The organism is Mycobacterium sp. 3-98 (assembly GCF_035918355.1).
Taxonomy (GTDB): Bacteria; Actinomycetota; Actinomycetes; order Mycobacteriales; family Mycobacteriaceae; genus Mycobacterium; species Mycobacterium intracellulare.
This window is the reverse complement of the sequence record NZ_CP142360.1, coordinates 4,008,237-4,032,907: the sequence shown is the minus strand read 5'-3', so window position 1 is coordinate 4,032,907 and position 24,671 is coordinate 4,008,237. Positions and strand designations below refer to the sequence as shown.

Here is a 24,671-nt window from a genome sequence, read left to right as displayed (position 1 = left end):
ATTAGCGCTGCGTGTACCTCAGGCGTTCGCCAATTGCGGGGGCTTGACGGCCTCCGGGTCGGGGTTGGCGATCGGCAGCCCCATGAAGCGACGGGCGTTGTCACCCATGAAGTCATAGGTGCGACGCTCGTCCATACCCTCGGCGTACTGCCAATAGCGCTTCGGCTCCGCCAAGCCTTCGGGATGCGGCCAATCCGAGCCGAACATCACCTTGTCCCATCCGACGGTCTGCACGACGTCGGCCACGGAACCCTCCCAGAACGGGCTGACCCAGATGTTGCGTCGGAACACGTCGTGCGGATGCTCGGGGAAATTCTGCGGCATCTTGCCGTATGTCGACTGCAGGTCGTCGAACAGCGGCTTGATCCACGCGCTGCCGTTCTCGACGCTGGCGATCCGCAGCTTCGGGAATCGGGTCAACGTGCCGTGGCAGATCAGGCTGGTCAACATGTCGGCGATCTCTCGGTGGCCCAGCGCGGTCCACTTGAACGCCGACATCTCGAACGCGCTGCTGGTCGACGGCGGCTCCCACCTGTCGATGTACTCCTGCAGCGGAGGTTGGCTGGCGTGCAACACGATTGGCAGACCTGCGTCCTCGACGTCGCGCCAGAACGGGTCGAACTCGGGAAGCGCGGGGGAGCGCCACCCCTTGTAGCCATTCACCGGCGCCGGCTTGATCAGCGCGACCTTGGCGCCGTTGTCGAGGATGTACTCGAGTTCGCGACGCGCTTCGTCCACGAGTCCCAGGGTGAGTACCGGTGTCGAGTAGACGCGGTTGGCATGGCTGAACCCCCAGTGCTCCAGCATCCATTGGTTCAGCGCATGGATGATCGCCACGGTCAGGTCGGGATCCTCGGCGGCCGAATGCTCGACCAGATTGGCCAGCGTGGGGTAGTTCAGGCACGCGTCGACGCCCTGGCGGTCGAGTTCGGCAATTCGGTCTTCGGGGTTGCGCGCTCCCGGGGGGGTGTCGATGCCGCGGCCGGACATCTCTCGCATCGACAGGCCCTCGGGGTTCTGACCCGAGTAGAACTTCTCGTGCGCGCCGGGGGCCGCGACCCGTTCGAACGTCGGGTTCGGCATGTAGTCGGTGATCTTGTTCAGGATCGCGATGCGGGTGTGCCTGCCGATCTGGACGAACTGCACCTTGGGCTGGAACTCCTTCGGCAGATATTTCGTCAGCGCATCGGGGGTCTCATACATGTGCTGATCGGCATCGAAGATCGGTGCGTCGGTGAACTGCGTCATCGTGGTGCCTCTCGCTATTCGACTTTGGGCTTGGCTATGAGCTTCGCCTAACTTGACACTTGTGTCAAGTTCAGACGATTCCACGTCATGATTCGTCTAATAGGTGCATTGATTGCAGTTGACGACACTGTCATATAAAGTCGCCGCATGACGGTGACCTCGGCTTCGGCCGCCGAACGGGAATCGGACCCCACCCGCGGTGAACGCACCCGCGCGGCGATCCTGAACGCCAGTCGCCGTCTGTTTCTGGAACGCGGCTACGCAGGCACGCCGATCAATGCGATCACTGAGGCGTGTGGCATCTCTCGGGCCGGCTTCTACACCTACTTCAAAGACAAGCGCGAGATCTTCAACGTCCTCGGCAAGAACGCCTACCGCGAAGCCCTAGCCGTCATCGGGGAATGGGCCGAGGCCGACGCAGCGTTCGGCCCAGCCGACATCCGGGCCTGGGTCGGTCATTACTTCGACTACATGGATCACCACGGTGCGTTCGTACTCGCTTCGGCGCAGTCGGCGCCCGACGACGACGATTTCCGAAACTCCCGCAACCGCATGGTGACTCGGGCGTCGTGGAAGCTTGGCCAGGCGATTGCCGGAAACGGCACACACTCGCCAGACGTCATCGGCGTCGCGGTGATGGGGCTGCTGGACCGCGCCTGGCACACGGTGCACCGGCAGACCGTGGCCGTCGACCGCGACGAGATGATCGCGGTGGTCGCGGAGATGATCGTCGCGATGGCAACGCCTCTCGCGTCGTGACCCCGCTGTCGCTCGACGCGCCGGACGTCATCGAGCTCCTCCATGCCCACCACCGCGTGTTTCTCTTCTGCCGCGATGGCGCCGGACGTCCGATCGGCTACGCCATGCGTTCGGTCGCCTATCGCTCCGCCACCCGCTGCCTCTACTTCGCCACCTACGCCAAGAGCGCCAAGGTCCGACACCTGCGCTCCGCTCCCGAGGTCGCCTGCTTGGTCGGCGACCACGAGGGTTGGGTCTCTGTTTGCGGTCATGCGTCCGTCTACCAACCGTCCGCAGCCGAGGTCGACGAACTCATCGGCGAAAGCTCACCGGATCAACGCGTGCCGGAGGCGGTCGTGACGAACGTCCGCGACCGCCTCCTCAGCGGCAAGCGGTGCTTCATCGGCCTGAAGCTCAACCAGATCCGCGCAGCCGATCTCCCCGATCGACGTGCCTAATCCGCGCAGCTCCGGCCCGATTGCGATGGCCGAGGACGAACTAGCCGAGTTTTTGGCGCAAGGGCCGTCCGGCGCGATCTGTGTCGTCGACACCGACGGCCAGTTGCTGGCGCTACCGGCGCGGGTGGTCGACTTCGATTCCGCCACAATCGCCGTCATCGTTGACGGTGTGAATCGTGAGGCCGCACAACGCGCTGAAATCCAGGCGTGCGTGGTGGCTGACACCTTCACCGCCTATCGGGACATTCGCGGTGTGATTTCGCAGGGAACAGTGATCTGGCCACCCGCAGCGAATCACGTGACCACGCTGACGGTTAGCCGCACACGGACGTTCTCGTTCGCCAACGCTTAGAGGATTGAGCGCCGGGATTCTGGCTATTCAGTAGCCATGTCAGGATTCGATACCAGCCAACCGATCACCGACGAGGCGTCCCTCGAGGACATCGACGAGGTTGACGGCGCGACCAGGCCGAAGTCGGCCACACCTCCCGCTCAACCCGACGAGCTGGGTGACGCGACGCCGGGCCCGCGCTGACGCGCTCAGGCTGCTTTCACTAGGCGTATCAACGCCTCAGCGTCGGCGACGCTGCGCAGCAGGTCGTTGAGGTGGGTGCACGTACTGGTGCCCGATAGTTCTCGACGCACACGAAAGTGCAGTTCCTGCAACGTCATTCCGGTGATTCGCGCAGCGCTGGCGACGGCTCCGGGGCATTCCTGCCACGGCAGCACGCGCGGTGTGGCCCGCGAATCGACGATGACGCCGGTCTCGGTGTCCACGACGGCGTCCAGGGTGTACTCGTGGATGATCGTCTCCACCCCGTCACCGCGCACGTAGGTGTCGCGGAACATCGCATCGATGCCGACCCGCCGAGCGCTCTCTTCATAGACGTCGACGCGCCGTCTACGGCGCATGGCGTGGCGCGGCAAGGCCGCCACTTCGTGCCAGGCCCAGGGGTCCCCAGGATCTTGGCCGTGGTCGAGGTCGGGAGCCGCCGGGCCGGTGACGATCACCGGATCGCCCGCCTCGAAGGACGTCATTAGCAGACCCCCGGTCGCGAAACCCGCACACTGGTCTGCGACCGGCAGGTAGTACCCGGACTTCGCGACGTCGCCGAGCAGGTTGGATGCCGACAGCGCGTGGCCGGAGATCAGCGTCGCGACCGGAACGTCGTCGAGCAGCGTATAGCGCAGATCGCGGGCTTGCCGCAGCTCGGGAGCCACCTTGTCGGCCGCCGCGCGAAACCCGCTCATCGCGGGCGCGCCCGCCAGCCGGGACATCGCGGCGACGGCTGGCGTCACCTCGACGTGACGGACGACGCGGGCGACCAGCTCGATGGTGGCCGAGAGTGTCGCGGAGCCGAGTTCGGTCGCCGTTTCGTCGCCGGCTGTCCACAGATCGCGCGCCCGCCCACTCAGATACACCGGATCCAGCGAGCCCTCGTCGCGGGTCATGTCGATCGAGGTGGTCCGGCGCGCGGATCGCGGCCGGCGCGGCGGATTGCCGGTCGTGGGTTCGTGCACGCCGTGCAGGGGATGAAGCCCGAATTGCGGAGAGCCCAGGTCCGTCACCGAATGGACTCTAACTCTCCTCGGCCGGTCGGAACGCGAACGTCAGCAGCGACTGACCGTCGGCGGTCTCCAGGGTGGTGGTGGTCGAGACCAGGCGCTGGCCGATGCGCAGTTCGTCGGCAGTCGCGTCGACGATCAGCGTCTCCACCAGCACGCCCTCGGCCAGCTCGACGAAGCCCACCACATACGGCTGGAACACTTTCGGATCCCGATTGCCCTTGTAGGGCAGCGGTGGCGGGAACTCCTGCGTCGTATAGGTGTACAACGTTCCCGCGGTGGACAATTCGATCGGCTCGATGTCCTGCTGAATGTCGGAGTCGCCGTCGAACAGCTCGGGCCGCTCTGCAGGGAACTTCACCGCACCCGACGAACGCCTGCGCGACGCGAACAGCACCGCACGGCCGCCGTCGACCCGGAACAGTCCCTCGGTGATCAGTGCGGTCATCTCAGGCCACCTCAATGACCATCGCGGCACCCATACCACCGCCGGCGCACATTGACAGCACGCCGATACCCCCACCGCGCCTGCGCAATTCGTAGATCGCCGAGGTGACCATGCGGGCGCCGGTTGCGGCGATCGGGTGGCCCAGGCTGATGCCCGAGCCGTAGACGTTGACGATCTCCTCGTCGAGACCGAGTTCGCGCGCACACGCCACCGCCTGAGCGGCGAACGCCTCGTTGATTTCGAATAGTGCAACATCCTCGAGCTTGCGGCCCGCCAACTCGAGCGCCTTCGGGATAGCTTTGATCGGCCCGCTGCCGGTCCGCGTCGGGTCCAGTCCGACCTGTGTCCAGGACAGCACGCTTGCCAGCACTTCCTGCTGGGTGTCCGGGCTGGCCAGCGCGACCACTGCCGCGGCATCGTTGATCCCGGAGGAGTTTCCTGCCGTCACGGTGAAGCCTTCGATCTCAGGATGCAGCACCTTCAGCCCGGCAAGCGACTCCATCGAACTCCCGCGCCGTGGATGCTCGTCCTCGGCGAAGGTAATCACGCTGCCGTCGGCCTGGGGCACCTGGAGCGGGATGATCTCGTCGGTGAACGCCCCGGTGTCGATGGCCCTGATCGCGCGCTGATGGCTGCGCAGCGCCCACTTGTCCTGGTCCTCGCGGGTGATCCCGTACTGAAGGTTGCAGTTGTGCGCGACGGTGATGGACATGTCCATGGCGGGCGCTTCCGCAGTCGGCGGATGCGACTCGGGGAACCACTGCGCGTAGTCCTCGGGCGACTTGCCTGCGGTGAAGAGCTTGCGCTTCTGCATGATTGGGCCGGTCGACAGCGACTCCATACCGCCGGCCAGGATGGCGCGGCTCATCCCGGACGCGATCTGCCCGGCGCCCACGGCGATGGCCGAAAGACTCGATGCGCACTGGCGGTTCACGGCGAGCCCGGGAATGTCGAGCATGCCGAGGGCCACCGCGATGTAGCGGGCACTGTCGCCGCCGCCCTGCATGCTCTCGGCCAGCACCAGGTCGTCGAAGTCCGCCGCGTCCAGTCCGGAGCGTTCGACGACGGCCTGCACGACGGGTTTGGCGAGCTCGATCGCGGGCATGTTGGCCAGCGTGCCCTTGCGCGCCGTTCCGATCGGTGTGCGGGCAGCGGCCACGATCGCTGCGCGGGACGTGGTGGTGGCCATGTGTCTCCCAAGATCGTTAGAGTTGACGGGCTGCTTGCCCGACGAGCGAGGCCAGTCTATACCGTTAAATAGATATCGGTATATCGGCGCAGGCGACGTTGGGAGCAGCGGTGAAAATGATCAGGTCCGTGGACGATGCACTCGCGACGATCGGTGAGGAACTGGGCGTCAGCCGGTGGGTGGAAATCGACCAGAGCCGGATCGACGCCTTCGCCGACGTCACGATGGATCATCAGTGGATCCACGTCGACGTCGAGAAGGCCAAGGCCGAAAGTCCTTACGGCGCAACGATCGCGCACGGCTTTCTCACGCTCTCGCTCATCCCCGGTGTGAGCAAGGACAACTACCGCGTCGAGAACGCCAAGATGGGCATCAACTACGGCCTGAACAAGGTGAGATTCCTGTCCGCGGTCACCGCCGGTAGCCGCATCCGAGTCCGGTCCGAGCTCGCCGACGCCACCAAGGTCGCCGACGATACCGTGAACCTGACCGTGCGACACACCGTCGAGATCGATGGAGTCGACAAACCGGCCGCCGTGGCCGAACTGATCGCGCGGTTCGTATGGTGACCGGTGGTCCGTTCGACGGCAAGGCCGTCCTGACCGGAGCGGGTAAGTCGCAGGTCGGCCGCAGGCTGGGCCGGACGGGATTGGACCTCACCCTCGAGGCGGTGCTGCGGGCGATCGCCGACGCCGGGCTGAGCGTCGACGACGTAGACGGGATCGCGAGTTACCCGGGACCGGGTGTGCCGGACGCGGGGTTCTCCGGAGCGACCGTCCAAGAGGTCCGCAACGCACTCGGACTGCGCACCCGCTGGTACGTCTCCGCGATGGAGACAGCGGGGCAGATCGGCCCGGCGATCGAGGCGTGCATGGCGGTCAGTCTCGGGCTGGCCAACCACGTCGTGGTCTACCGGTCGGTATGGGAATCCACCGCCGCGCAACAAGCCGGCGGCGGTCGGGCCTCGGTGCTGTTCGGCGGCGGGGAATTGCCCCCGCACCTGGAATGGACGGCGCCCTTTGGCGCACTGTCGGCGGCGAACTGGCTGGCGATGCCCGCCCAGCGCTACATGCACGACTTCAGCCTGACGCGCGAGCACCTCGGCCGCATCGCGATCAACGCCCGCACCAATGCCGGACTCAATCCCGATGCGGTCTATCGCGAACCGATGACGATGGACGACTACCTCGGTGCGCGGATGATCTCCGAGCCGCTGTGCCTCTATGACTGCGATGTGCCCTGCGACGGCGCCACCGCCGTGATCGTGTCGCGCCGTGACGCCGCCAACGGCCTGCCGCGACACCCGCTGACGGTGGAGTCCGTCGGGCCAGGGATGTTCGAGCGGGCGACCTGGGATCAGCGCGGCGACATCACCACGATGGCGGCGCACGATTCGGCGGCCACGCTGTGGGAGCACACCACCCTGACTCCCGCCGATGTCGACATGGCCCAGCTCTACGACGGCTTCTCCTTCCTGACCGTCATGTGGCTGGAAGCGATGGGCTTCTGCGAGCACGGCAAGGTCGGCGAATTCGTCGGCGACGGTTCGTCTATCGCACTGGACGGTTCGCTGCCGATCAACACCAGCGGCGGTCAACTCTCCGGCGGGCGACTGCACGGAATGGGCTTCCTGCACGAGGCATGTGTGCAGTTGTGGGGCGAGGGCGGCGATCGGCAGGCGCCCCGCACCCCCGAGGTGGTGGCAGTCGGTGTGGGCGGCGGGCCGGTGGCTGGATCGATGCTGCTGAGTAGCCGGTAACTCATGTCGAGGGCCGAAGTCGACGACATGACGCTCGGTGACATCGTGACCGACAACGCAGTCCGCTTTCCCGACGTCGTCGCCTACCGGTACGGCCAGCGCACCGTGACCCACGCACAATTATGGGACCGGGCGGTCCGATTGGTGTCGGCGATGGCCGCGGCAGGGGTGAGGCGCCAGGACCGCATCGCAGTGTTGAGCCGCAACAGCATCGAGTTCGGCGAACTGAACGCGGCCGCCCAACTCGGCGGAATTATCATGGCCACCATCAACTTTCGGCTTTCGCCTCCCGAGATGGATGATGCGCTGCGGCGCGTCGCCCCGTCGATCGTGTTCTGCGCCGCCGAGTTCGTGCCGGTGATCGGCGATCTCATCGCGGATATGCCGTCGCCACCGATGTTGGTGGTCATCGGCGGACAAGCTCCGCAGGGGATCACGGGCTACGAACGATTTGTGGAGGAAGGCCGTAGCGGCGAGCACGAGTTCGTGGCCCGGCCCGACGACATCGCGTACCTGCTGTTCACCAGCGGCACGACCGGCGCATCCAAGTGCTGCATCCTCGGACAGCGAGAGATGCGCAGGGTCGCATTCACCATGAACAACGAGATGCGTTGCGGCAGCGCCGATCGCGGGCTGATCAACATGCCGATGTTCCACTTCGGTGCGCTCGGGATTATCGGTGGGCTGCATGCTCGAGGCGGAACCGTGGTGCTGCAGCAACAGTTCGACGCGGCCGATGCGGTGCGGCTGATCGCCGACGAGCGCATCACGGTGCTGCATCTGGCGCCGGTCATGCTCAGGGCGCTCCTCGATGAGGTGAGTGATCGCTTGGCGGTGGAATCGGTTCGCACGGTGGTCTATTCGGCCGCGCCGATGACCGCGGCTATCCTGCGGCGGGCACTCGCCGTTCTGCCGGACGCGGGTTTCCTCAACCTTTACGGACAGACGGAAGTCATTGTCTCTGGACTGCCACGGGAACTGCACATCCTCGACGACCCCTACGCTGCCGAGCGGCTGAGCTCGGTTGGCTTCCCATTTCCCGACACCCGGGTACGTGTGGTCGATGCGGACGGTGGCGTCCTGCCCGTGGGGCAGGCAGGTGAGATCGTCGTGCGGTCCGACTCGATGTTCCGCGGCTACTGGCAGGACGCGGCGGCGACGCAGGCGACGCTGCGGGACGGGTGGTGTCGCACCGGCGACATGGGTCGACTGGACGAGCGCGGGCTGCTCTATTTGATGGACCGCAAGAAGGACGTGATCATCAGCGGCGGGGAGAATATTTATTCGCCCGAGGTCGAGGATGCGGTCAGTGCGGTTGACGGGGTGGCCGCTTGCGCCGTCGTCGGGGTGCCCGACGACAAGTGGGGCGAGGCGGTCTGCGCCGTTGTGGTGCCGCGCGGCGGTGCGTCGCCGACGCTGGAAATGGTGCAAGAGGGGGTCCGGCAGCGGTTGGCGCGCTACAAGGTGCCTCGTCGACTGGTGTTGGTCGCCGATCTTCCTGTACTGGCCAGCGGCAAGGTGGATAAGAAGCGACTGCGCGCCGAGCTGAAGGCCGCCGCCGGCTGAGCTCCTGTGTTCACGCTTCACGCAGGAGCGAACGGCGCAACAGCTTGACCATCAACTCAGCGGCCTGCTCGTCGCTGTTCGGTCCGCTAGCCCCCGTCGGCTCGGACATCCGGCCCAGGACCGCCACGAACACCGCGCCTGCCACGTCAGCGTCGATGCCGGGCGGCAGGTCGACGGTGGACAACAACGCGGCAACCGCCTGGAAAATCGCGCCAATACCGTGGTCCACATCGGCGTTGGAGAGCTGTTCTGCGACCGTGCCGTCGAACCACGCCCGGATCACGCCGCGGTAGGTGCGATGGAATCGGACGTAGCCAAGCATCCATTCGGTCAGCGAATCCGCGGCCTTGGCAGGCAGGGCGGCGGCGTGCTTTTCGATCTCGGCGACCGCTCGGCGGGTCAGTTCGGCCAGGATCTTGTCCTTGGTGCTGAAGTACCGGTACAAGGTCGCGCGGCTGACATCGGCGGCGGCCGCGATCTCCTCCATGCCGATGGCGTAGTAGCCGCGTTCGGCGAACAACGCCGAACTGACCGACAGCACATCCTGCGGAATCGGCGATCCCGACGCCTCGACGGCCGCCGGTGTCGCCGCGGCATAGTCGAGGGCGCGGGGCGTGGTTCGTGCGCATCCGTCTCTTGCCGGTGCTACCACCTGCAACACGTCGGCTGGGGTCTCGGGGAACAGCATCAGCTGCAATGCACCGGTCAACGACCACGTCACGGTCGCGCGAGCGGGCAAAGGGAGCATGTCCCGGTACCGGTAGAGGTGAACCATGTGGGGGATCCGCCCGAGTGCTGCGGCCGCATCGTCGGCTTCCAGATCCCGCAGGCGTGTCCGCCGCAGCCGATCGGTGACGGTCTGATGGAACTGGGCGGCGGCCGAGCTGGCATCGATGACGGCCAACCCGGTGGCCGTGCCGATGCCCGGAAACTCGGCGAACACCGCGGCGTGGGCGTCGTAGATATCCGCCCATGCGACGAGCCAACGGTGCAGCGCATCCACTCCGTCGACTGTCGGGCCGAGTTCACCGAGGTGTTCACCGTGTGCCAGCACATCGCGTTCGGCCAGCGCACTCAGTTCGCGGAAGATCTCTTCCTTGCCCGCGAAGTATTGATACACGGTCGCACGAGAGGCGCCGGCCGCCCTCGCGATGGCGTCAAGTGAGGTGGCGTGAAATCCGTTGGCCAGGAACACTTCCGCGGCGGATCCGAGTATGCGCTCGCGGGTGTGCAGGCCGCGGCGTCCCACACCGTGATTGGCGGCGGGGGCATAGCCGGAGCGCCGCAACTTGTCGGGAGTGCGAGCCATGTGTGAATTATCCGTACGCGCCGACACGCTCATCGGGCCGACGGCGCTCCGGGCAGGTTGCGCTTGGCTTTGCCCGGATAGCCGAAGAACTTCTCGAAGTTGGCGTCGTTGATGGGCTGCGCGCTGTTGCGGGCTGCAGCGGACCGCAGTGCATCGAGGCGGGCCTGGGCCTTCTCGAGCGCCTCGACCGGCCCGGATTGCTGCAGGCCTTGCACCTCTCGCGCAGCCGCGGCGATTTCCAGGCGCAGTCGTTCGCCCGCTTCGCCGAAGGTCAACAGGTCGTGGTCGTCTTCATCGACCTTGTTCCGGCCTGCGTCTTCGGCGGGTCGGTCCGTGGATTCCATGTCGCGCCTCTCAACTGCTGGACGAATGTGGCATGTGTCATATAGTCTGTGAGACGAACCGTCAGAAAACAAGACGATATGTCAGAAAAATACGACCGATCGTCAGATGCGAAGGAGCATCATGCCGCTTCAGGATGACCACCAGATCGTGTCCGTTGATGACCACTTGGTCGAGCACCCACGCGTGTGGCAGGACAGGTTGCCGCAGAAATACCTCGAACAGGGCCCGCGCATCGTCGAGGAAAACGGCATGCATCTGTGGCACTACGACGGTCAGGTCTTCCCGACCATCGGCCTGAACGCGGTCGCCGGCAAACCGCCCGAGGAGTGGGGCATGGATCCCGTCCGCTACGAGGACATGATTCCGGGCTGCTACGACCCCGTCGCGCGGGTCGCCGACATGGACCTCGACGGTGTGCAGTCGGCATTGTGCTTCCCGTCGTTCCCGGGATTCGGCGGCGGCACGTTCCAGCGTGCCGAGGACAAGGACCTGGCACTGTTGTGCGTCAAGGCGTGGAACGACTTCTACATCGACGAGTGGTGCGCGGTGGCGCCCGAGCGCTACATCCCGCTGGCGATCCTGCCGACATGGGATATCGACGCATGTGTGGCCGAGGCAGAGCGCGTCGCCGCCAAGGGTGCGCGCACGATCTCGTTCCCGGACAGCCCGGTGCCGCTCGGTCTGCCGTCATTCCACTCCGATCACTGGGACGGCTTGTGGCGGGTCTGCTCAGACGCCAAGATGCCGGTGTCGCTGCACTTCGGGTCCGGCTCGTTCGTGCCGGGTTTCTCGTTCTCGACGATCAAGCCGGTCCCGGGTCAGATGGCGGTGCCCGACGCACCGTTCGCGGTCGCGACGGCACTATTCTCCACGAACCTGATGTGGTCCACGGTCGACCTGCTGTTCTCCGGCAAGCTGCAGCAGTTCCCGGATCTCCAGATCTCGCTCGCTGAGGGCGGCATCGGTTGGGTGCCTTACATCCTCGAGCGAACCGACTACGTGTGGGAGCGGCACCGCTACTACCAGAAGATTGACTTCGACACCCGGCCTTCGGATCTGTTCCGCAAGCACTTCTGGGGATGCTTCATCGACGACGAGCACGGCCTGACGAACCGGCACAGCATCGGCATCGACCGGATCATGCTCGAGATCGACTTCCCGCACAGCGACTCCAACTGGCCGAACTCGCGCAAGCGGGCAGCCGAGGTCCTTGCCGACGTGCCCGACGACGAGTGCAGGCTGATCGTCGAGGAGAACGCCCGCCGGATGCTCAACTTCCCGCGGGTGGGTGCGGTCGATCGGCAACTCGCCGGCGTCTAGAGTTTGCCCCGCGAGACCAGCTGTGCGGCAATGACGTTGCGCTGTATCTCGTTGGTGCCCTCGCCGACGATCATGAGAGGTGCGTCGCGGAAGTAGCGCTCGACGTCGTATTCGGTGGAATAGCCGTAGCCGCCGTGGATTCGGACGGCGTTGAGCGCGATTTCCATGGCTACCTCCGACGCGAACAGCTTGGCCATCCCGGCCTCCATGTCGCATCGCTCACCGCTGTCGTATTTCTCTGCGGCGTAGCGGGTGAGTTGGCGCGCCGCGGTGAGTTTGGTGGCCATGTCAGCCAAATAGTTGCCGACCGACTGGTGCTTCCAGATCGGTTGGCCGAAGCTCTCCCGCTCCTGCGCGTATTTCAGCGCGTCTTCCAGCGCTGCGCTCGCCACCCCTAGCGCCCGCGATGCAACCTGAATCCGGCCCGTTTCGAGGCCTTTCATCATCTGGGCGAATCCTCTGCCTGGTTCATCTCCGAGGATCGCCGCGGCCGGTACGCGGCACTCGTCGAACGACAGCTCGCAACTCTCCACGCCCTTGTAGCCCAGCTTAGGCAGGTCGCGTGAGACGGTCAGACCCTGACCGTGTTCGACCAGGACTATCGAGATGCCCTTATGGCGTGGCTGCGCTTGTGGATCGGTCTTGCACAGCAGTGCGATGAGGCCGGACCTCCGCGCGTTACTGATCCAGGTCTTCGCGCCGTTGATCACCAGCTCGTTGCCCTCGGCTCGTGCGGTGGTCGTCATCGCCTGCAGGTCGGAGCCGCCACCAGGTTCGGTGAGCGCCATCGTGGCCCGCATCTCCCCGCTCGCCATGCGTGGCAAGTACTTCTGTTTCTGTTCTTCGGTGCCGTACAACGAGATCAGCTTGGCGACCACGGTGTGTCCGCCCATCGCGCCGGCCAGGCTCATCCAGCCACGGGCTAACTCCTCGGTCACCTTCACATAGCAGGGCATCGATACCGGTGAACCGCCGTATTCCTCGGGCACGGCAAGCCCGAAGATTCCGATCCGCTTCATCTGTTCGATCCACGCTTCCGGGTACTCGTTGGCGTGCTCGACTGCGCGGACCGTGGGCTTGACGTCGCGGTCGACGAAGGCCCGCACGGTTTCGACCAGCATGGTCTCTTCATCGCTGAGCGCGACTGTCATTGCAGCTCCTATCGAACATAGATGTCAGAACCAAGTGGAACATAGCTCAGTTGATCGCCACAAATATCCACTGACTCTGCGATATGAGTCAGGAATATGTATCGACACAAGTGTCAGAATAAGTGTGGACTAGAGGTGTGTCGAAATAGCTAAAGCTTTAGCCTTATGCTGAAAACTTGGATGAGACCGTACGCCTGGACGGTCGAGCGGAGGAGGTCGTATGAAGGTTCGGCTCGAGCAGTCGAAGTGCGTGGGCCATGCCCAGTGTTACGCCGTCGACCCGGATTTGTTCCCGATCGACGACTCCGGCTACTCCATCCTGGGGGAGCGTGAGGTGCGACCGGAAGACGAGCAGCTCACCCGCGACGGGGTCGCGGCATGCCCCGAGCTTGCTCTCATTCTCGAAGACGGCTGACGGGCGCGCTTGCCAAGCGGCTGCATTAACCGGCACACTCCAGACATAGTTAACCAAGTTGACTTTGTGGAGTGCCATGCAGACTGCTGATTGGCGGCCGCGTCTCGAGTTGCTGCTCGCCGAGTTTCGTCGTCGTCAGGCCGACGTCGCTCGGTCGGGCGTTGAACCCGACCGGATCGAGGTGGCCCGCGCTTGGCACGCCGAACTCGTCGACCACCAGCTGGCTGCGCCTGGGTGGCCCCGCGAGGTCGGTGGACTCGACCTATCGCTGGCGGATCAGCTGGACTACTACCGGATGACCACGGATGCGGGTGTGCCACCGCATCCGTGTCCGCTGTCGTTCATCCTCGCCCCCACGCTCATCGCGCACGGCACCCAGCAACAGAAGGATCGCTTCCTCATACCGCTGCTGCGCGCGGATGAGTTCTGGTGTCAAGGGTTTTCCGAGCCTGGGGCGGGCAGTGACCTGTCGTCGCTGTCCACCCGCGCGGTCCGCGACGGCGACGTGTACCGGGTGACGGGGCAGAAGGTGTGGACCACGATGGCCGATCGCGCCGACTGGATGTTCGCGCTGGTGCGCACGGGGTCGGGGGGCAAACCATCGGACGGGATCACCTATCTCTTGATCCCGATGAAGAGCCCCGGGATCACCGTGCGTCCCCTGCGCGACATCAGCGGCGCGGCGCATTTCGCCGAGGTCTTCCTCGACGATGTCGCGGTGCCCGTCGAGAATGTGGTCGGCGACGAGGGCGCGGGGTGGTCGATCATGCGCACATCGCTGGGCCACGAGCGTGCCACCGCCTTTCTGGCCGACGAGTTCAAGTACCGGCGCACGGCCGACCGGGTGATCGATCTTGTCGTCGCACAACGGCTTGACGACGACCCGCTGGTCCGCCAGGACGTTGCTCGGCTGGAATCCGGGGTCCGCACCATCGCAGCCAACAGCGCCCGCGCGCTGGCCGCGGTTCTGCGCGGCGAGGATCCCGGCGGTATGGCGTCGGTGAACCGATTGGTGAAGTCGGAGTTTGAGCAGCACATGCATGCGCTCGCCCTGCGCGCGGCCGGTCCCTATGCGGCGCTGGGCAGCCGCGCACCCGACGCCGTCGACAAGGGGCGTTGGACGTTCGGCTATCTGATGAGCCGTGCGACCACGATCGGCGCGGGCACCGCGGAGATCCAACGCAATACCATCGCCGAGAGCGTGCTCGGGCTGCCGTCACACCGCGGCGAGGGCACCCGGGAAGCGGCCGTCACGCCCGGCGCCCCGCTCGCCGTGCCCGAGGAAGATGAACGGGAGCTGCGCGAGGTGCTGGCGGCGACACTGCAGGCCAAAGTGGACGAAGCAGCATTGCTCGACCGCAAGCGTCCCGTCGATGCGGCCGAGCCCGAAGTGTGGTCGGCGCTCGTCGAATTCGGCCTACCGGGCCTTGCTGTCGATGAAACCTTGGGCGGCGCCGGCGCCCGACCGCGGTTGCTGTACACGGCCGTCGAAGAGGCCGCCAAGGCATTGGCCCCGGCGCCGCTTGTCCCGACCGTGATCGGGCTCGACGTCGCGTTACATTGCGGCGCAAAGGCTTTGGTTAAGCGAATCACGGGCGGTGCAACGGCGGCGTTCGCCGTACCCGTCAACGACAGCGGCTGGGTGACCAGCGGCCCCGAGCTGCCCGAGTGGGACGGAACTGGTCTCTCCGGTGTGGTCCCGATCGTGGCGGGAGCACCACACGCCGAGGTGCTCGTGGCATTGGCTCGCGTCGCAGCCGGGGTGGGTGAGGTATTGGTGGCCGTCGACGCGTCCGCCGACGGCGTTGAGGTGACGGCCCAGCAGCCGCTCGACCTCACCGGCACCGTCGGCGCGGTGACCTTCAGCGGGGCGGCGGGGGAGGTGCTGGCCGACGGAACCGATGTGCCTCGGATGTTGGCCGCGGCGCGCCGCCGGGCGGCCCTGGCCGTGGCCGCGGATTCCGTTGGGGTTGCGTCGCGCGCGCTGGCGATGGCCGTTCAGTGGGCACGCGAACGGCATCAGTTCGGCCGCCCCATCGGCAGCTTCCAGGCCGTGTCGCACCGGTGCGCCGACATGCTGGTCGCACTCGAGGGCGCCCGCAGCCAGATCCTCGAGGCCGTCGAGTCCGACCTCGAGGAGTCGGGTTACCTGGCGGATTTGGCCGCCGCGGCCGCCCTCGATGCCGGTGTCGCCGCCACCGAGGGTGCGTTGCAGATCCACGGCGGCATCGGCTTCACCTGGGAGCACCCGATCCATTTGCTGCTGCGCCGCGCTCGGGCCAACTCCGTGTTGGTTGGCCGTGCCGACGCGCTGCGAGACCGGGCGGCCGGCGAACTGTTGGCGCCGTACCGACAACGGCGCTCCGAATAACGTTGAGGCGCTGAGACGTTCGTAATCAACAGGAAGACGGAAACGTGGAATACGGAATGGGTCCCGAACTGGAGGCCTTTCGCGCGGAGGTGCGGGCTTTCATTGCGGAGCATGCACCGCCCATACCGCCGCGGGCGGGCGTGCGCAGCGCTGAGAATGAAGCCGAACTCAAGGCGCTTCAGGATTGGACGGCGCGTCTGTTCGAAGCCGGCTACGTCGGCGCCGACTGGCCCGTGGAGTTCGGCGGCCGCGATGACCGCTCCGCTGAACACGCCATCGTGGTGGGCGAGGAGCTGGCCCGGGCTGCGGTGCCGGGCGTGCCGAGCGGTAACGCGCTGGCATCGCATGCGCTGATCCACTACGGCACCGATGACCAGCGCCGCAGGCATCTGCCCGAGATCCGCGCGGGTCGACAGCTGTGGTGCCAATTGTTCAGCGAGCCCGGTGCAGGAAGCGATCTGGCGTCGCTGCGTACCCGCGCTGTTCTCGACGGTGATACCTATACCGTCAACGGGCAGAAGGTGTGGACCACCGACGGACACTGGGCCGACTACGGATATCTGTTGGCGCGCACCGATTCCGACGCCCCCAAGCACAAGGGCATCAGTGCGTTTATCCTCGACATGTCCAGCCCGGGCATCACGGTGCGCCCGCTGCGCGAGCTGACCGGCACCTCGGACTTCAACGAGGTCTTCTTCGATTCCGTCGAGGTGCCGGCCGAGGCGATGATCGGAGAACCGGGACAGGGCTGGGCGATCGCAAACGCCACGTTGGGGCATGAACGTACCAGCGTGGGCGCCGCGGTCGTCAAGTTGAGGCTGGCCATTGAGGCATTGGTGCAACTCGCCTCGCACGTCACCGTCGACGGTCGCCTCGCGATCGACAACGACCGTATTCGTGATCGGATCGGCGAGTTCAGCGCCGAGGTGGAGGCGCTGTCCGCGCTGACGTACGCCAATCTCACGCGTTGGCTGCGTGGCACCGAGCGCATGCACGACGGCGCGATGGCCAAGCTGATGTTCAGCGAGCTGAATCTCGAGATGGCACGCTTCGCAGTCGAACTCGGCGGCGAGGCAGGCGTTTTAGTGGAGGGCGACCCGGACGTTCTCGACGGCGGTCGCTGGCAGGACGAGTGGTTGTACGCTCGGGCCTACACCATCGCCGGCGGCAGTTCGGAGATCATGCGCAACCTGATCGCCGAGCGGGGCTTGGCGCTGCCGCGGGATCGGCGCTGAATGTCAAGCCGTGAGCAGCGCCGCGCGGTGTTCGGCGACGCTCCCGTTGAAGGCTTCGTCGACCTTGATCCGGCGCAGGAACAGATGCAGATCGTGTTCCCAGGTGAAGCCGATGCCGCCGTGCACCTGCAGCGCCGTTCCGGCCACCTTGGCGGCGGCGGACTTCGTGTACGCCGCCGCCGCGGACGCGGCCCGGGACCGGGCAGCGGCCGACGCGGTGTCCAGTGCGAGCGCCGCGGCCCACAGCGTGGCCCGGCCGGCCTCCACCGCGACTGCCATGTCGGCGCAGTGATGCTTGACTGCCTGGAACGACCCGATCGGCGCGCCGAACTGCTCCCGCTGCTTGGCGTAAGACACCGTCATGTCGAGCAGTCGGGCCGCCGCGCCCAATGCGTCGAACGCCCGGTGCACCGCCAAAGCGTCGCGCAGCAGGGCCAGCGTGCCGGCAGGCAGCCGCGTCCAGTCGGCGATCGTCGCGTCGAGGTCCACGCGTGCCCACGAACGGCTCAGGTCGAGCGTCGACATGCCCGACAGCGTCGGGGCATTCAGGACCGCCAGGTACTCGCCGTCGTCCACGTGGCCTGCCACCGCGATGGAGTCCATATCGGCGGCCATCGGCACCGGACGGGTGATACCAGCCAGCCCCAGCGCATCGCCATCAAGAAGGGCGTCGGGACCGAGCGTCAATCCGGTCAGTTCGCCGTCTCCGGCGGGCGAGTCGACGTGGTCGAGCAGCCAGGCCGCGATATTGAGATCCGCGACCGGGAGCGAGCTGGCCGCGTATCCGTGCTCCTCGGCGAGGATGGCGAGATCCACATGGGTGCCGCCCATTTCGGGAGTGAGCAGCTCCAGAAGACCCGATTCCGCCGCATGCGCGACCGCCGCAGGATCGACGGTGACCGCAGCCGAGTCCAGCGTCGCGCGGACCCTGGCGATGGGGTCGTTTTTGGTGAGCCAGGCCCGCTCCGCCGCGGCGAGTTGATCCTGTTCGTCCGTCAAGCCGAAGTCCATCGCAAAACCTTTCACAAAGTTGACCTAGTAAACCATGTCCACTAGTTTCAGGAGAACGGCTATCCGCCGCGGAAGTCGATCCGGAAAGTCACGATGACGAGCATTGACGATGCGCTGGGACGGCTCTGGGACGCCGACGACGACGACCGCATGTTGGAGTGCGACGGACGCTGGGCGTCTTGGGGTTCCGTTCGGTCACTCACCGAGCGGATCGACCGGGAACTGACCGCCGCCGGGTGTCAGACCGGCGGCCGAGTCGCCGTCGTGCTATCCAATCGAATGGAGTCTGTCGCGGCGCTCATCGCCATCTTTCGGGGCGGACGGACGTTGGTGACCATCAGCCCGCTCCAGCCGCCGGACCGGCTGAGCGACGACCTCGGGGCGTCCGCCGCTCCCTTCGTCCTTGCGCCTGCCGCGTTGTGGTCCGACGAGGTGTTCAACCGCGTCGTCGCCGATCTCGGGGCGACCGGCTGGAGGCTCGACGACGGCGAACTCGACCTGCAGGTACGGGGCACGACGGAAGCGGTGAGCGGCGATCCAGCGGTAGCCATCGAGATGCTGACTTCGGGCACGACGGGTGCCCCGAAGCGCATCCCGCTGACCCGCGCGCAGCTCGAGGCCTCCCTGGCTTCGGCGTTGCGGCACAACGATCGTCCGGAAGTGAGAACCAAGCCGCCGCTGACCGGAGCGGTCGGCCTGGTGACGTTGCCGATCGTGCACATTGGCGGGCTCTGGTCGTTGTTGCAGTCACTGGTCGCGGCCCGGCCGATCGCGATGCTCGATCGATTCACGGTGCCGGGTTGGCACGCCGTGGTGAAGCAGTATCGGCCCGCGGTGGCAGGGCTGCCCCCGGCGGCCATGCGATCGGTGCTCGACTCCGACATTCCGCGGGAGGACCTGGCGAGCATCCGAGCCATCAATGCGGGTACCAGTCCCGTCGACCCAGCGTTGGTCGATGCGTTCTTCGAGCGCTACGGCATCCCGATCCTCGTCGTCTATGGCGCGACCGAATTCTCCGGCGCCGTGGCCGGATGGACGGTGAAGGACTTCCACTCGCGGTGGGCCGACAAGAAGGGCAGCGTCGGACGCGCCTTTCCCGGTGTGCGGTTGCGGGTCGTCGACGACGATGGCGCCGCGGTCAGCCGGGGGGTCACCGGCAGGCTGCAGGTTGCCACGCTGCAGGCCGGCGGCGCCGGAGACTGGATCACGACCAGTGACCTAGGGCATCTCGATGAAGATGGTTTCCTCTACATCGACGGCCGCGCGGACGACGTGATCGTGCGCGGCGGTTTCAAGGTGTCCCCGGAGACGGTCGTCCGCGCATTGCGTGCGCACCCGGCGGTGGCAGATGCCGCCGTCGCGCCCATGCCGGATCAGCGGTTGGGCCAGATTCCGGTTGCCGCAGTTGAATTGCGCCCAGGCGCCGCCGCCGATGGCGAGGCGCTCCGGGAACACTGTCGGGCCACACTGACGCCCTATGAGGTGCCCGCCCGCATCTTCGTCGTCGACGAGTTGCCTCGTGGAGCGGCACTCAAGGTCGATCGTCGGCGTTTAATCGCACTGCTCGAGGACCTTGGCGTGCCGATCGGTCAACCGGCCGCCGCAGGCTGAAACTCCGGCACTGCCAATCCAATCGGAAGGAGACATTATGGCTGAAACCCTGACAGAGGTGACCCGCCAAGCCGCCGTCGTCGAGCGGCGGGGCAACGTCGCGCTCATCACCATCGACCGGCCAGATGCGCGCAACGCCGTCAACGGCGCGGTCAGCACGGCCGTCGGTGACGCACTCGAAGCGGCGCAGCGCGATCCCGAGGTGCGGGCCGTCGTCCTTACGGGTGCCGGCGAGAAGTCGTTCTGTGCCGGAGCAGACCTCAAGGCCGTCTCTCGCGGCGAGAATCTCTACCACGCGGAGCACCCTGAATGGGGCTTCGCCGGTTACGTGCACCACTTCATCGACAAACCCACCATCGCCGCAGTGAACGGCACCGCGCTCGGCGGCGGCTCAGAGCTCGCCTTGGCCAGCGATCTGGTGATCGCCTGCGAGAGTGCGAGTTTCGGACTTCCTGAGGTGAAACGCGGCCTGATCGCGGGTGCGGGCGGCGTGTTCCGGATCGTCGAGCAGCTGCCACGCAAGGTCGCGTTGGAGTTGGTGTTGACAGGTGAGCCGATGACAGCCTCCGACGCCTTGCGGTGGGGCCTGATTAATGAGGTCGTGCCGGACGGCACCGTCGTGGAAGCCGCCTTGGCGCTCGCCGAGCGGATCACCTGTAACGCGCCACTGTCGGTACAAGCCAGTAAGCGGATCGCCTACGGTGCCGACGACGGGATCATCGGCGCCGAGGAACCCAAGTGGGAACGCACGATTCGCGAATTCACCGAGTTGTTGAAGTCTGAGGACGCCAAGGAAGGTCCGTTGGCCTTCGCAGAGAAGCGTCAACCCGTATGGAAGGCACGCTGAAATGGGTCGAGTGCAGGACAAAGTGGTTCTGGTTACCGGAGGAGCCCGCGGTCAGGGCCGCAGCCACGCCGTCAAACTGGCCGAGGAGGGCGCTGACATCATCCTCTTCGACATCTGTCACGACATCGAGACCAACGAATACCCACTGGCGACATCGCGTGATCTCGAGGAAGCCGGTCTGGAGGTGGAGAAGACCGGCCGCAAGGCCTACACCGCCGAGGTCGACGTGCGAGACCGGGCGGCCGTCGGCCGCGAACTCGCGAACGCGGTCGCCGAATTCGGCAAACTCGACGTGGTAGTTGCCAATGCCGGCATCTGCCCACTGGGCGCTCATCTGCCGGTTCAGGCCTTCGCCGATGCCTTCGACGTCGACTTCGTCGGCGTCATCAACACCGTCCACGCCGCGCTGCCGTACCTGACGTCCGGCGCGTCGATCATCACCACCGGATCGGTCGCCGGCCTCATCGCAGCCGCCCAGCCCCCCGGCGCCGGCGGCCCGCAGGGCCCGGGCGGCGCGGGCTACAGCTACGCCAAGCAGCTGGTGGATTCCTATACCTTGCAGCTCGCCGCACAGCTCGCCCCACAATCCATCCGCGCCAACGTTATTCACCCGACAAACGTGAACACCGACATGCTCAACAGTGCGCCGATGTACCGGCAGTTCCGACCAGACCTCGAGGCGCCGAGCCGCGACGACGCCCTGCTGGCCTTCCCCGCCATGCAGGCGATGCCCACCCCCTACGTCGAAGCCTCGGATATCTCGAACGCGGTCTGCTTTCTGGCCTCGGACGAATCCCGGTATGTCACGGGCCTGCAGTTCAAGGTCGACGCCGGCGCAATGCTGAAGTTCTAGGAGGACCGATGACCACCACAGAAAAGCACAGCGCCGACGCGGCCGCCGAAGAGGGCCGCATCACCGACGAGGACATCGAACGCGCCAAAGGGCAGATCGGAATTCCCGTTCACCAGCGCGACGAAGCGTGGAACAAGCTGCCGTCGGCCGACGCCATCACGCACTTCGCCTTCGGCTGCGGTGACGACAACCCGTTGTTCCACGACCCGACGTACGGGCCGTCGACACGCTGGCACGGACAGATCGCATCGCCGACCTTCCCGATCGCGACGGGCCTGGATCAGACCCCTAAGTTCACCGATCCGGAGCGGAAGAAGCTGTTCCGCGGTCTGTTTCGCGGAACTGGCAAGTACTACTCGGGGGTGAAGTGGACGTGGTACCGCCCGATCTACGCGGGCAGGCCGGTCTTAGCGGAGAACTACACCCTCGACGTCCAGGTGAAGGAAAGTGAATTCTCCGGTGGGCGTTCGGTCAAGGAAACCTTCCGTTACCTCTACGTCGACATCGACGGCAACCCGATCGCGACCCGCGACGAGTCCTACATCAACGCCGAGCGTCACGGCTCGAAGAAGTCCGGGAAGCTTAAGGACATCGCGCGCAAGCACTGGACTCCCGAGGAGTTCGCCCAGGTCGAGGAAGAGTACGAGGCAGAGCAACGGCGAGGCGCTGATCCCCAGTGGTGGGAGGACGTCTCGGTGGGCGACGAACTCCCCGGAATCATCAAGGGCCCGTTGACTGTCGTCGACATCATCTCGATGCACATGGGGTGGGGCTGGGGCGGCTATGGCGTGGGGCCGCTGAAATTCGCCCACCAATTACGCAAGCGGATGCCCGCTTTCTACCAGCCGGATGAGTATGGCGTCCCCGACGTCGTGCAACGACTGCACTGGGATGCCGAACGCGCTCAGGCACTTGGTATTCCGGCGCCGTACGACTATGGTCAGATGCGCGCGGCGTGGGTAAGCCACCTGCTGACCAACTGGACCGGTGACGACGGCTGGCTGGCTGAGATGGATCTGCAACTACGCGGCTTCAACTACCACGGAGACGTGCACCGCTGCACTGGCACGGTCACCTCAAAGGGCGAGGGGGCTGAAGACCCAGTGTCGCTGGACGTCTTCGCCACCAGCCAGCGGGGCGAAACCACCACGCGAGGCACCGCCAAGGTGTTGCTGCCGTCGAAGGCGACCGGTGCTGTTGTGCTGCCGATCCCGGATGCCGATCTGCGAAGGCGGGGAGCACAGGTCGTTTCGCGAGTTTCTGGCAAAGTCGGTGAAGAAATGCGACGACTGTATGGAGAGTGAGATCACCACATGAAAAGACTCGTTCTGGAGCCGGAGCACGAGGCATTCCGCGAGACGGTCCGGCAGTTCATCGAGCGTGAACTCGTGCCAAACGCCGAGCGTTGGGAAGCCGACCGCATCGTCGACCGCTCGGCGTTCGTCGCCGCTGGCAAATACGGGTTGATCGGGTTCAACATGCCCGAGCAGTACGGCGGCGGGGGAGTCGACGACTTCCGGTTCAACGCGGTCATCGACGAGGAGATCGCCCGATACGGAGGGCCGTCGCCGTCGTTGAGCCTGCAAAACGACGTTGTGGGCCCGTACTTCTCGTCGTTGGCCAACGATGAGCAGAAGGAGCGCTGGCTGCCGGGCATCATCAGCGGCGAACTGATCGTCGCCGTAGCGATGACCGAGCCTGGCGCGGGCAGCGACCTGGCCGGGATCCGCACCTCGGCCGTCCGCGACGGTGACGACTGGATCATCAACGGCGCCAAGACATTCATCTCATCCGGCATCAACTGCGATCTGGTAGTGGTGGTATGCCGCACAGACCCCGAGGCCGGCCACAAGGGCTTCACATTGCTCGTGGTCGAGGCGGGCATGGAGGGCTTCAGCCGCGGCCGCAAGCTCGAAAAGATGGGGTTGCATTACCAGGACACCGCCGAGCTAGCCTTCGAGAACGTTCGGGTGCCATCGGCGAACCTGCTGGGCAAAGAGGGACGCGGCTTCTATCACCTGATGCACAACCTTCCGTCGGAGCGGTTGTCCATCGCCATCTCAGCCATCGCCGGCGCACGCGAGACCTGGCGGCAGACCTTGCAATACGCCAAGGACCGCAAGGCTTTCGGCCAGTCGATCGGCAGCTTCCAGCACAACCGATTCCTGTTGGCCGAGATGGACACCGAGCTCGAGATCGGTGAGCAATACATCGACAGGTGCCTCCAGGCGGTAGTGGACGGGGAACTCACCGCAGTCGAGGCATCGAAGGCAAAATGGTGGTGCACCGAGACCGCCAAGAAGGTGATCGATGGCTGCGTGCAGTTGCACGGCGGCTATGGCTATATGACGGAATACCGCGTCGCGCGCGACTATATGGACAATCGCATCATGACGATCTTCGGTGGCACCACCGAGATCATGAAGGACATCATCGGACGCGACCTCGGCCTATGATCCCGTTGCGATGAACGGCATCTCGGTCGAGCACGACGGCGCGGTGCTGCGGATCCGGCTGGACCGACCGGAGAAGCTCAACGCCGTCGACACCCCCATGCTCGAGGAGTTGTCGGTTCACATTCGCGATGCCGAGGCAGACGAATCAGTCCGCGCGGTGCTGCTCACCGGTGCCGGTCGAGCATTCTGTTCCGGCGGCGACCTGACCGGCGGTGACACTGCGGGCGCCGCTGATGCCGCCAACCGGGTGGTCCGGGCGATCACCTCGCTACCCAAGCCGGTGATCGCCGGTGTCCATGGAGCGGCCGTTGGCTTCGGGTGTGCGCTGGCGCTCGCCTGCGATCTGGTGGTGGCCGCGCCAGCGTCGTACTTTCAGTTGGCCTTTACCCGGGTCGGGCTGATGCCGGACGGGGGTGCGTCCGCGCTGCTGCCATTGCTGATTGGTCGAGCGCGCACCGCTCGCATGGCCATGACCGCGGAAAAGATCTCCGCTGCAACCGCATTCGAATGGGGGATGATCTCGCACATCACTTCCGCGGACGAATACGAGTCGGTGCTGACCGACGTGCTGCGGTCGGTCTCCGGCGGTCCAACGTTGGCGTTCGGCTGGACGAAGCGTGCGCTGGCCGCAGCGACCCTGGCCGAGCTCGAGCCGGTGCAAGCTATCGAAGCCGAGGGGCAGTTGGCGTTGGTCGAGACCGCTGACTTCAGAGAAGGGGCACGCGCCTTCCGCGAACGGCGCACCCCAAATTTTCGTGGCCACTGAGCACAGGAG

The 24,671-nt window shown here is 65.7% G+C and carries 25 protein-coding genes; 17 read left to right on the top strand and 8 right to left on the bottom strand.

Features of this window, described 5'->3' with window-relative positions; translation table 11 throughout:
- Positions 1-18: 18 nt before the first annotated feature.
- Positions 19-1,248, bottom strand: a complete 1,230-nt coding sequence (locus QGN30_RS19010; RefSeq protein WP_009953777.1) for an amidohydrolase family protein — start codon at positions 1,246-1,248, stop codon at positions 19-21.
- 147 nt (positions 1,249-1,395) lie between these two features.
- Here QGN30_RS19010 and QGN30_RS19005 point away from each other — a divergent pair, with 147 nt between their 5' ends.
- From QGN30_RS19005 to QGN30_RS18990, 4 genes are read left to right on the top strand one after another with little or no spacing between them, the layout of a single operon-like run.
- A complete protein-coding gene (locus QGN30_RS19005; protein ID WP_009953778.1) occupies positions 1,396-2,007 on the top strand; it encodes a TetR/AcrR family transcriptional regulator in 612 nt (203 codons plus the stop codon).
- Positions 2,004-2,444: a pyridoxamine 5'-phosphate oxidase family protein gene (locus tag QGN30_RS19000; protein WP_009953779.1), complete on the top strand. Its 441-nt coding sequence runs from the start codon at positions 2,004-2,006 to the stop codon at positions 2,442-2,444. The genes QGN30_RS19005 and QGN30_RS19000 overlap by 4 nt, the downstream gene beginning before the upstream one ends.
- Positions 2,445-2,469: 25 nt before the next feature.
- A complete protein-coding gene (locus QGN30_RS18995) occupies positions 2,470-2,796 on the top strand; it encodes a hypothetical protein (RefSeq protein ID WP_009953780.1) in 327 nt (108 codons plus the stop codon).
- A 36-nt stretch (positions 2,797-2,832) separates the two neighbouring features.
- On the top strand, positions 2,833-2,979 hold the full coding sequence (locus QGN30_RS18990) for a hypothetical protein (protein WP_009953781.1): 147 nt from the start codon (positions 2,833-2,835) through the stop codon (positions 2,977-2,979).
- Between the two features lie 5 nt (positions 2,980-2,984).
- On the opposite strand, the gene QGN30_RS18985 is transcribed toward QGN30_RS18990, so the two are convergent.
- Genes QGN30_RS18985 through QGN30_RS18975 form a run of 3 tightly spaced genes read right to left on the bottom strand, consistent with a single transcriptional unit; the run spans position 2,985 to position 5,647 of the window.
- Positions 2,985-4,013, bottom strand: a complete 1,029-nt coding sequence (locus QGN30_RS18985; protein WP_009953782.1) for a DUF2889 domain-containing protein — start codon at positions 4,011-4,013, stop codon at positions 2,985-2,987.
- A gap of 10 nt (positions 4,014-4,023) precedes the next feature.
- Positions 4,024-4,458, bottom strand: coding sequence for a Zn-ribbon domain-containing OB-fold protein (locus QGN30_RS18980; RefSeq protein ID WP_009953784.1), 435 nt, complete (start codon positions 4,456-4,458; stop codon positions 4,024-4,026).
- Between the two features lies 1 nt (position 4,459).
- Positions 4,460-5,647 (bottom strand): thiolase family protein, encoded by a 1,188-nt coding sequence (locus QGN30_RS18975; protein ID WP_009953786.1) that lies wholly within the window; start codon positions 5,645-5,647, stop codon positions 4,460-4,462.
- 110 nt (positions 5,648-5,757) lie between these two features.
- Between QGN30_RS18975 and QGN30_RS18970 the strand changes: the two genes are divergently transcribed.
- The 3 genes from QGN30_RS18970 to QGN30_RS18960 are packed head-to-tail and all read left to right on the top strand — an operon-like array spanning position 5,758 to position 8,972.
- Positions 5,758-6,216: a MaoC family dehydratase gene (locus QGN30_RS18970; protein ID WP_009953787.1), complete on the top strand. Its 459-nt coding sequence runs from the start codon at positions 5,758-5,760 to the stop codon at positions 6,214-6,216.
- Entirely contained in the window at positions 6,210-7,406 is a 1,197-nt protein-coding gene (locus QGN30_RS18965) for a thiolase family protein (protein ID WP_009953788.1), read from the top strand. The genes QGN30_RS18970 and QGN30_RS18965 overlap by 7 nt, the downstream gene beginning before the upstream one ends.
- A 3-nt stretch (positions 7,407-7,409) precedes the next feature.
- Positions 7,410-8,972, top strand: coding sequence for a class I adenylate-forming enzyme family protein (locus QGN30_RS18960; RefSeq protein ID WP_009953790.1), 1,563 nt, complete (start codon positions 7,410-7,412; stop codon positions 8,970-8,972).
- A 10-nt stretch (positions 8,973-8,982) separates the two neighbouring features.
- Here QGN30_RS18960 and QGN30_RS18955 read toward each other — a convergent pair whose 3' ends face one another.
- Positions 8,983-10,281 (bottom strand): TetR/AcrR family transcriptional regulator, encoded by a 1,299-nt coding sequence (locus QGN30_RS18955; protein ID WP_009953791.1) that lies wholly within the window; start codon positions 10,279-10,281, stop codon positions 8,983-8,985.
- Positions 10,282-10,310: 29 nt separating this feature from the next.
- Positions 10,311-10,625 (bottom strand): hypothetical protein, encoded by a 315-nt coding sequence (locus tag QGN30_RS18950; RefSeq protein WP_009953792.1) that lies wholly within the window; start codon positions 10,623-10,625, stop codon positions 10,311-10,313.
- Between the two features lie 121 nt (positions 10,626-10,746).
- On the opposite strand from QGN30_RS18950, the gene QGN30_RS18945 reads away from it, so the two are divergent.
- Entirely contained in the window at positions 10,747-11,946 is a 1,200-nt protein-coding gene (locus QGN30_RS18945) for an amidohydrolase family protein (RefSeq protein WP_009953793.1), read from the top strand.
- Here QGN30_RS18945 and QGN30_RS18940 read toward each other — a convergent pair.
- Positions 11,943-13,097 (bottom strand): acyl-CoA dehydrogenase family protein, encoded by a 1,155-nt coding sequence (locus QGN30_RS18940; RefSeq protein WP_009953794.1) that lies wholly within the window; start codon positions 13,095-13,097, stop codon positions 11,943-11,945. The genes QGN30_RS18945 and QGN30_RS18940 overlap by 4 nt on opposite strands.
- 220 nt (positions 13,098-13,317) lie before the next feature.
- On the opposite strand from QGN30_RS18940, the gene QGN30_RS18935 reads away from it, so the two are divergent.
- From QGN30_RS18935 to QGN30_RS18925, 3 genes are all read left to right on the top strand, one after another.
- The gene (locus tag QGN30_RS18935) at positions 13,318-13,512 is read left to right on the top strand and encodes a ferredoxin (RefSeq protein ID WP_009953795.1); all 195 of its coding nucleotides are present in this window, start codon (positions 13,318-13,320) and stop codon (positions 13,510-13,512) included.
- A gap of 76 nt (positions 13,513-13,588) precedes the next feature.
- A complete protein-coding gene (locus QGN30_RS18930) occupies positions 13,589-15,883 on the top strand; it encodes an acyl-CoA dehydrogenase family protein (protein WP_014379524.1) in 2,295 nt (764 codons plus the stop codon).
- A gap of 44 nt (positions 15,884-15,927) precedes the next feature.
- Positions 15,928-17,118: an acyl-CoA dehydrogenase family protein gene (locus QGN30_RS18925; RefSeq protein WP_009953797.1), complete on the top strand. Its 1,191-nt coding sequence runs from the start codon at positions 15,928-15,930 to the stop codon at positions 17,116-17,118.
- A gap of 3 nt (positions 17,119-17,121) precedes the next feature.
- Here the strand turns inward: QGN30_RS18925 and QGN30_RS18920 are convergent, their stop codons facing one another.
- Positions 17,122-18,129, bottom strand: coding sequence for an acyl-CoA dehydrogenase family protein (locus tag QGN30_RS18920; RefSeq protein WP_009953798.1), 1,008 nt, complete (start codon positions 18,127-18,129; stop codon positions 17,122-17,124).
- Positions 18,130-18,222: 93 nt separating this feature from the next.
- Here QGN30_RS18920 and QGN30_RS18915 point away from each other — a divergent pair, with 93 nt between their 5' ends.
- From QGN30_RS18915 to QGN30_RS18890, 6 genes are read left to right on the top strand one after another with little or no spacing between them, the layout of a single operon-like run.
- Positions 18,223-19,740 carry a class I adenylate-forming enzyme family protein gene (locus QGN30_RS18915; protein ID WP_014382032.1) on the top strand — a complete coding sequence of 506 codons (1,518 nt, stop codon included), beginning with the start codon at positions 18,223-18,225 and terminating at the stop codon, positions 19,738-19,740.
- A 37-nt stretch (positions 19,741-19,777) separates the two neighbouring features.
- Entirely contained in the window at positions 19,778-20,587 is an 810-nt protein-coding gene (locus QGN30_RS18910) for a crotonase/enoyl-CoA hydratase family protein (RefSeq protein WP_014379527.1), read from the top strand.
- Position 20,588: 1 nt separating this feature from the next.
- The gene (locus QGN30_RS18905; protein ID WP_020188806.1) at positions 20,589-21,440 is read left to right on the top strand and encodes a mycofactocin-coupled SDR family oxidoreductase; all 852 of its coding nucleotides are present in this window, start codon (positions 20,589-20,591) and stop codon (positions 21,438-21,440) included.
- 8 nt (positions 21,441-21,448) lie between these two features.
- On the top strand, positions 21,449-22,744 hold the full coding sequence (locus QGN30_RS18900) for an FAS1-like dehydratase domain-containing protein (RefSeq protein WP_009953803.1): 1,296 nt from the start codon (positions 21,449-21,451) through the stop codon (positions 22,742-22,744).
- Positions 22,745-22,753: 9 nt separating this feature from the next.
- Positions 22,754-23,896 carry an acyl-CoA dehydrogenase family protein gene (locus QGN30_RS18895; RefSeq protein WP_009953806.1) on the top strand — a complete coding sequence of 381 codons (1,143 nt, stop codon included), beginning with the start codon at positions 22,754-22,756 and terminating at the stop codon, positions 23,894-23,896.
- 10 nt (positions 23,897-23,906) lie between these two features.
- On the top strand, positions 23,907-24,662 hold the full coding sequence (locus QGN30_RS18890) for an enoyl-CoA hydratase (protein ID WP_009953808.1): 756 nt from the start codon (positions 23,907-23,909) through the stop codon (positions 24,660-24,662).
- The last annotated feature ends 9 nt before the right edge of the window (positions 24,663-24,671 follow it).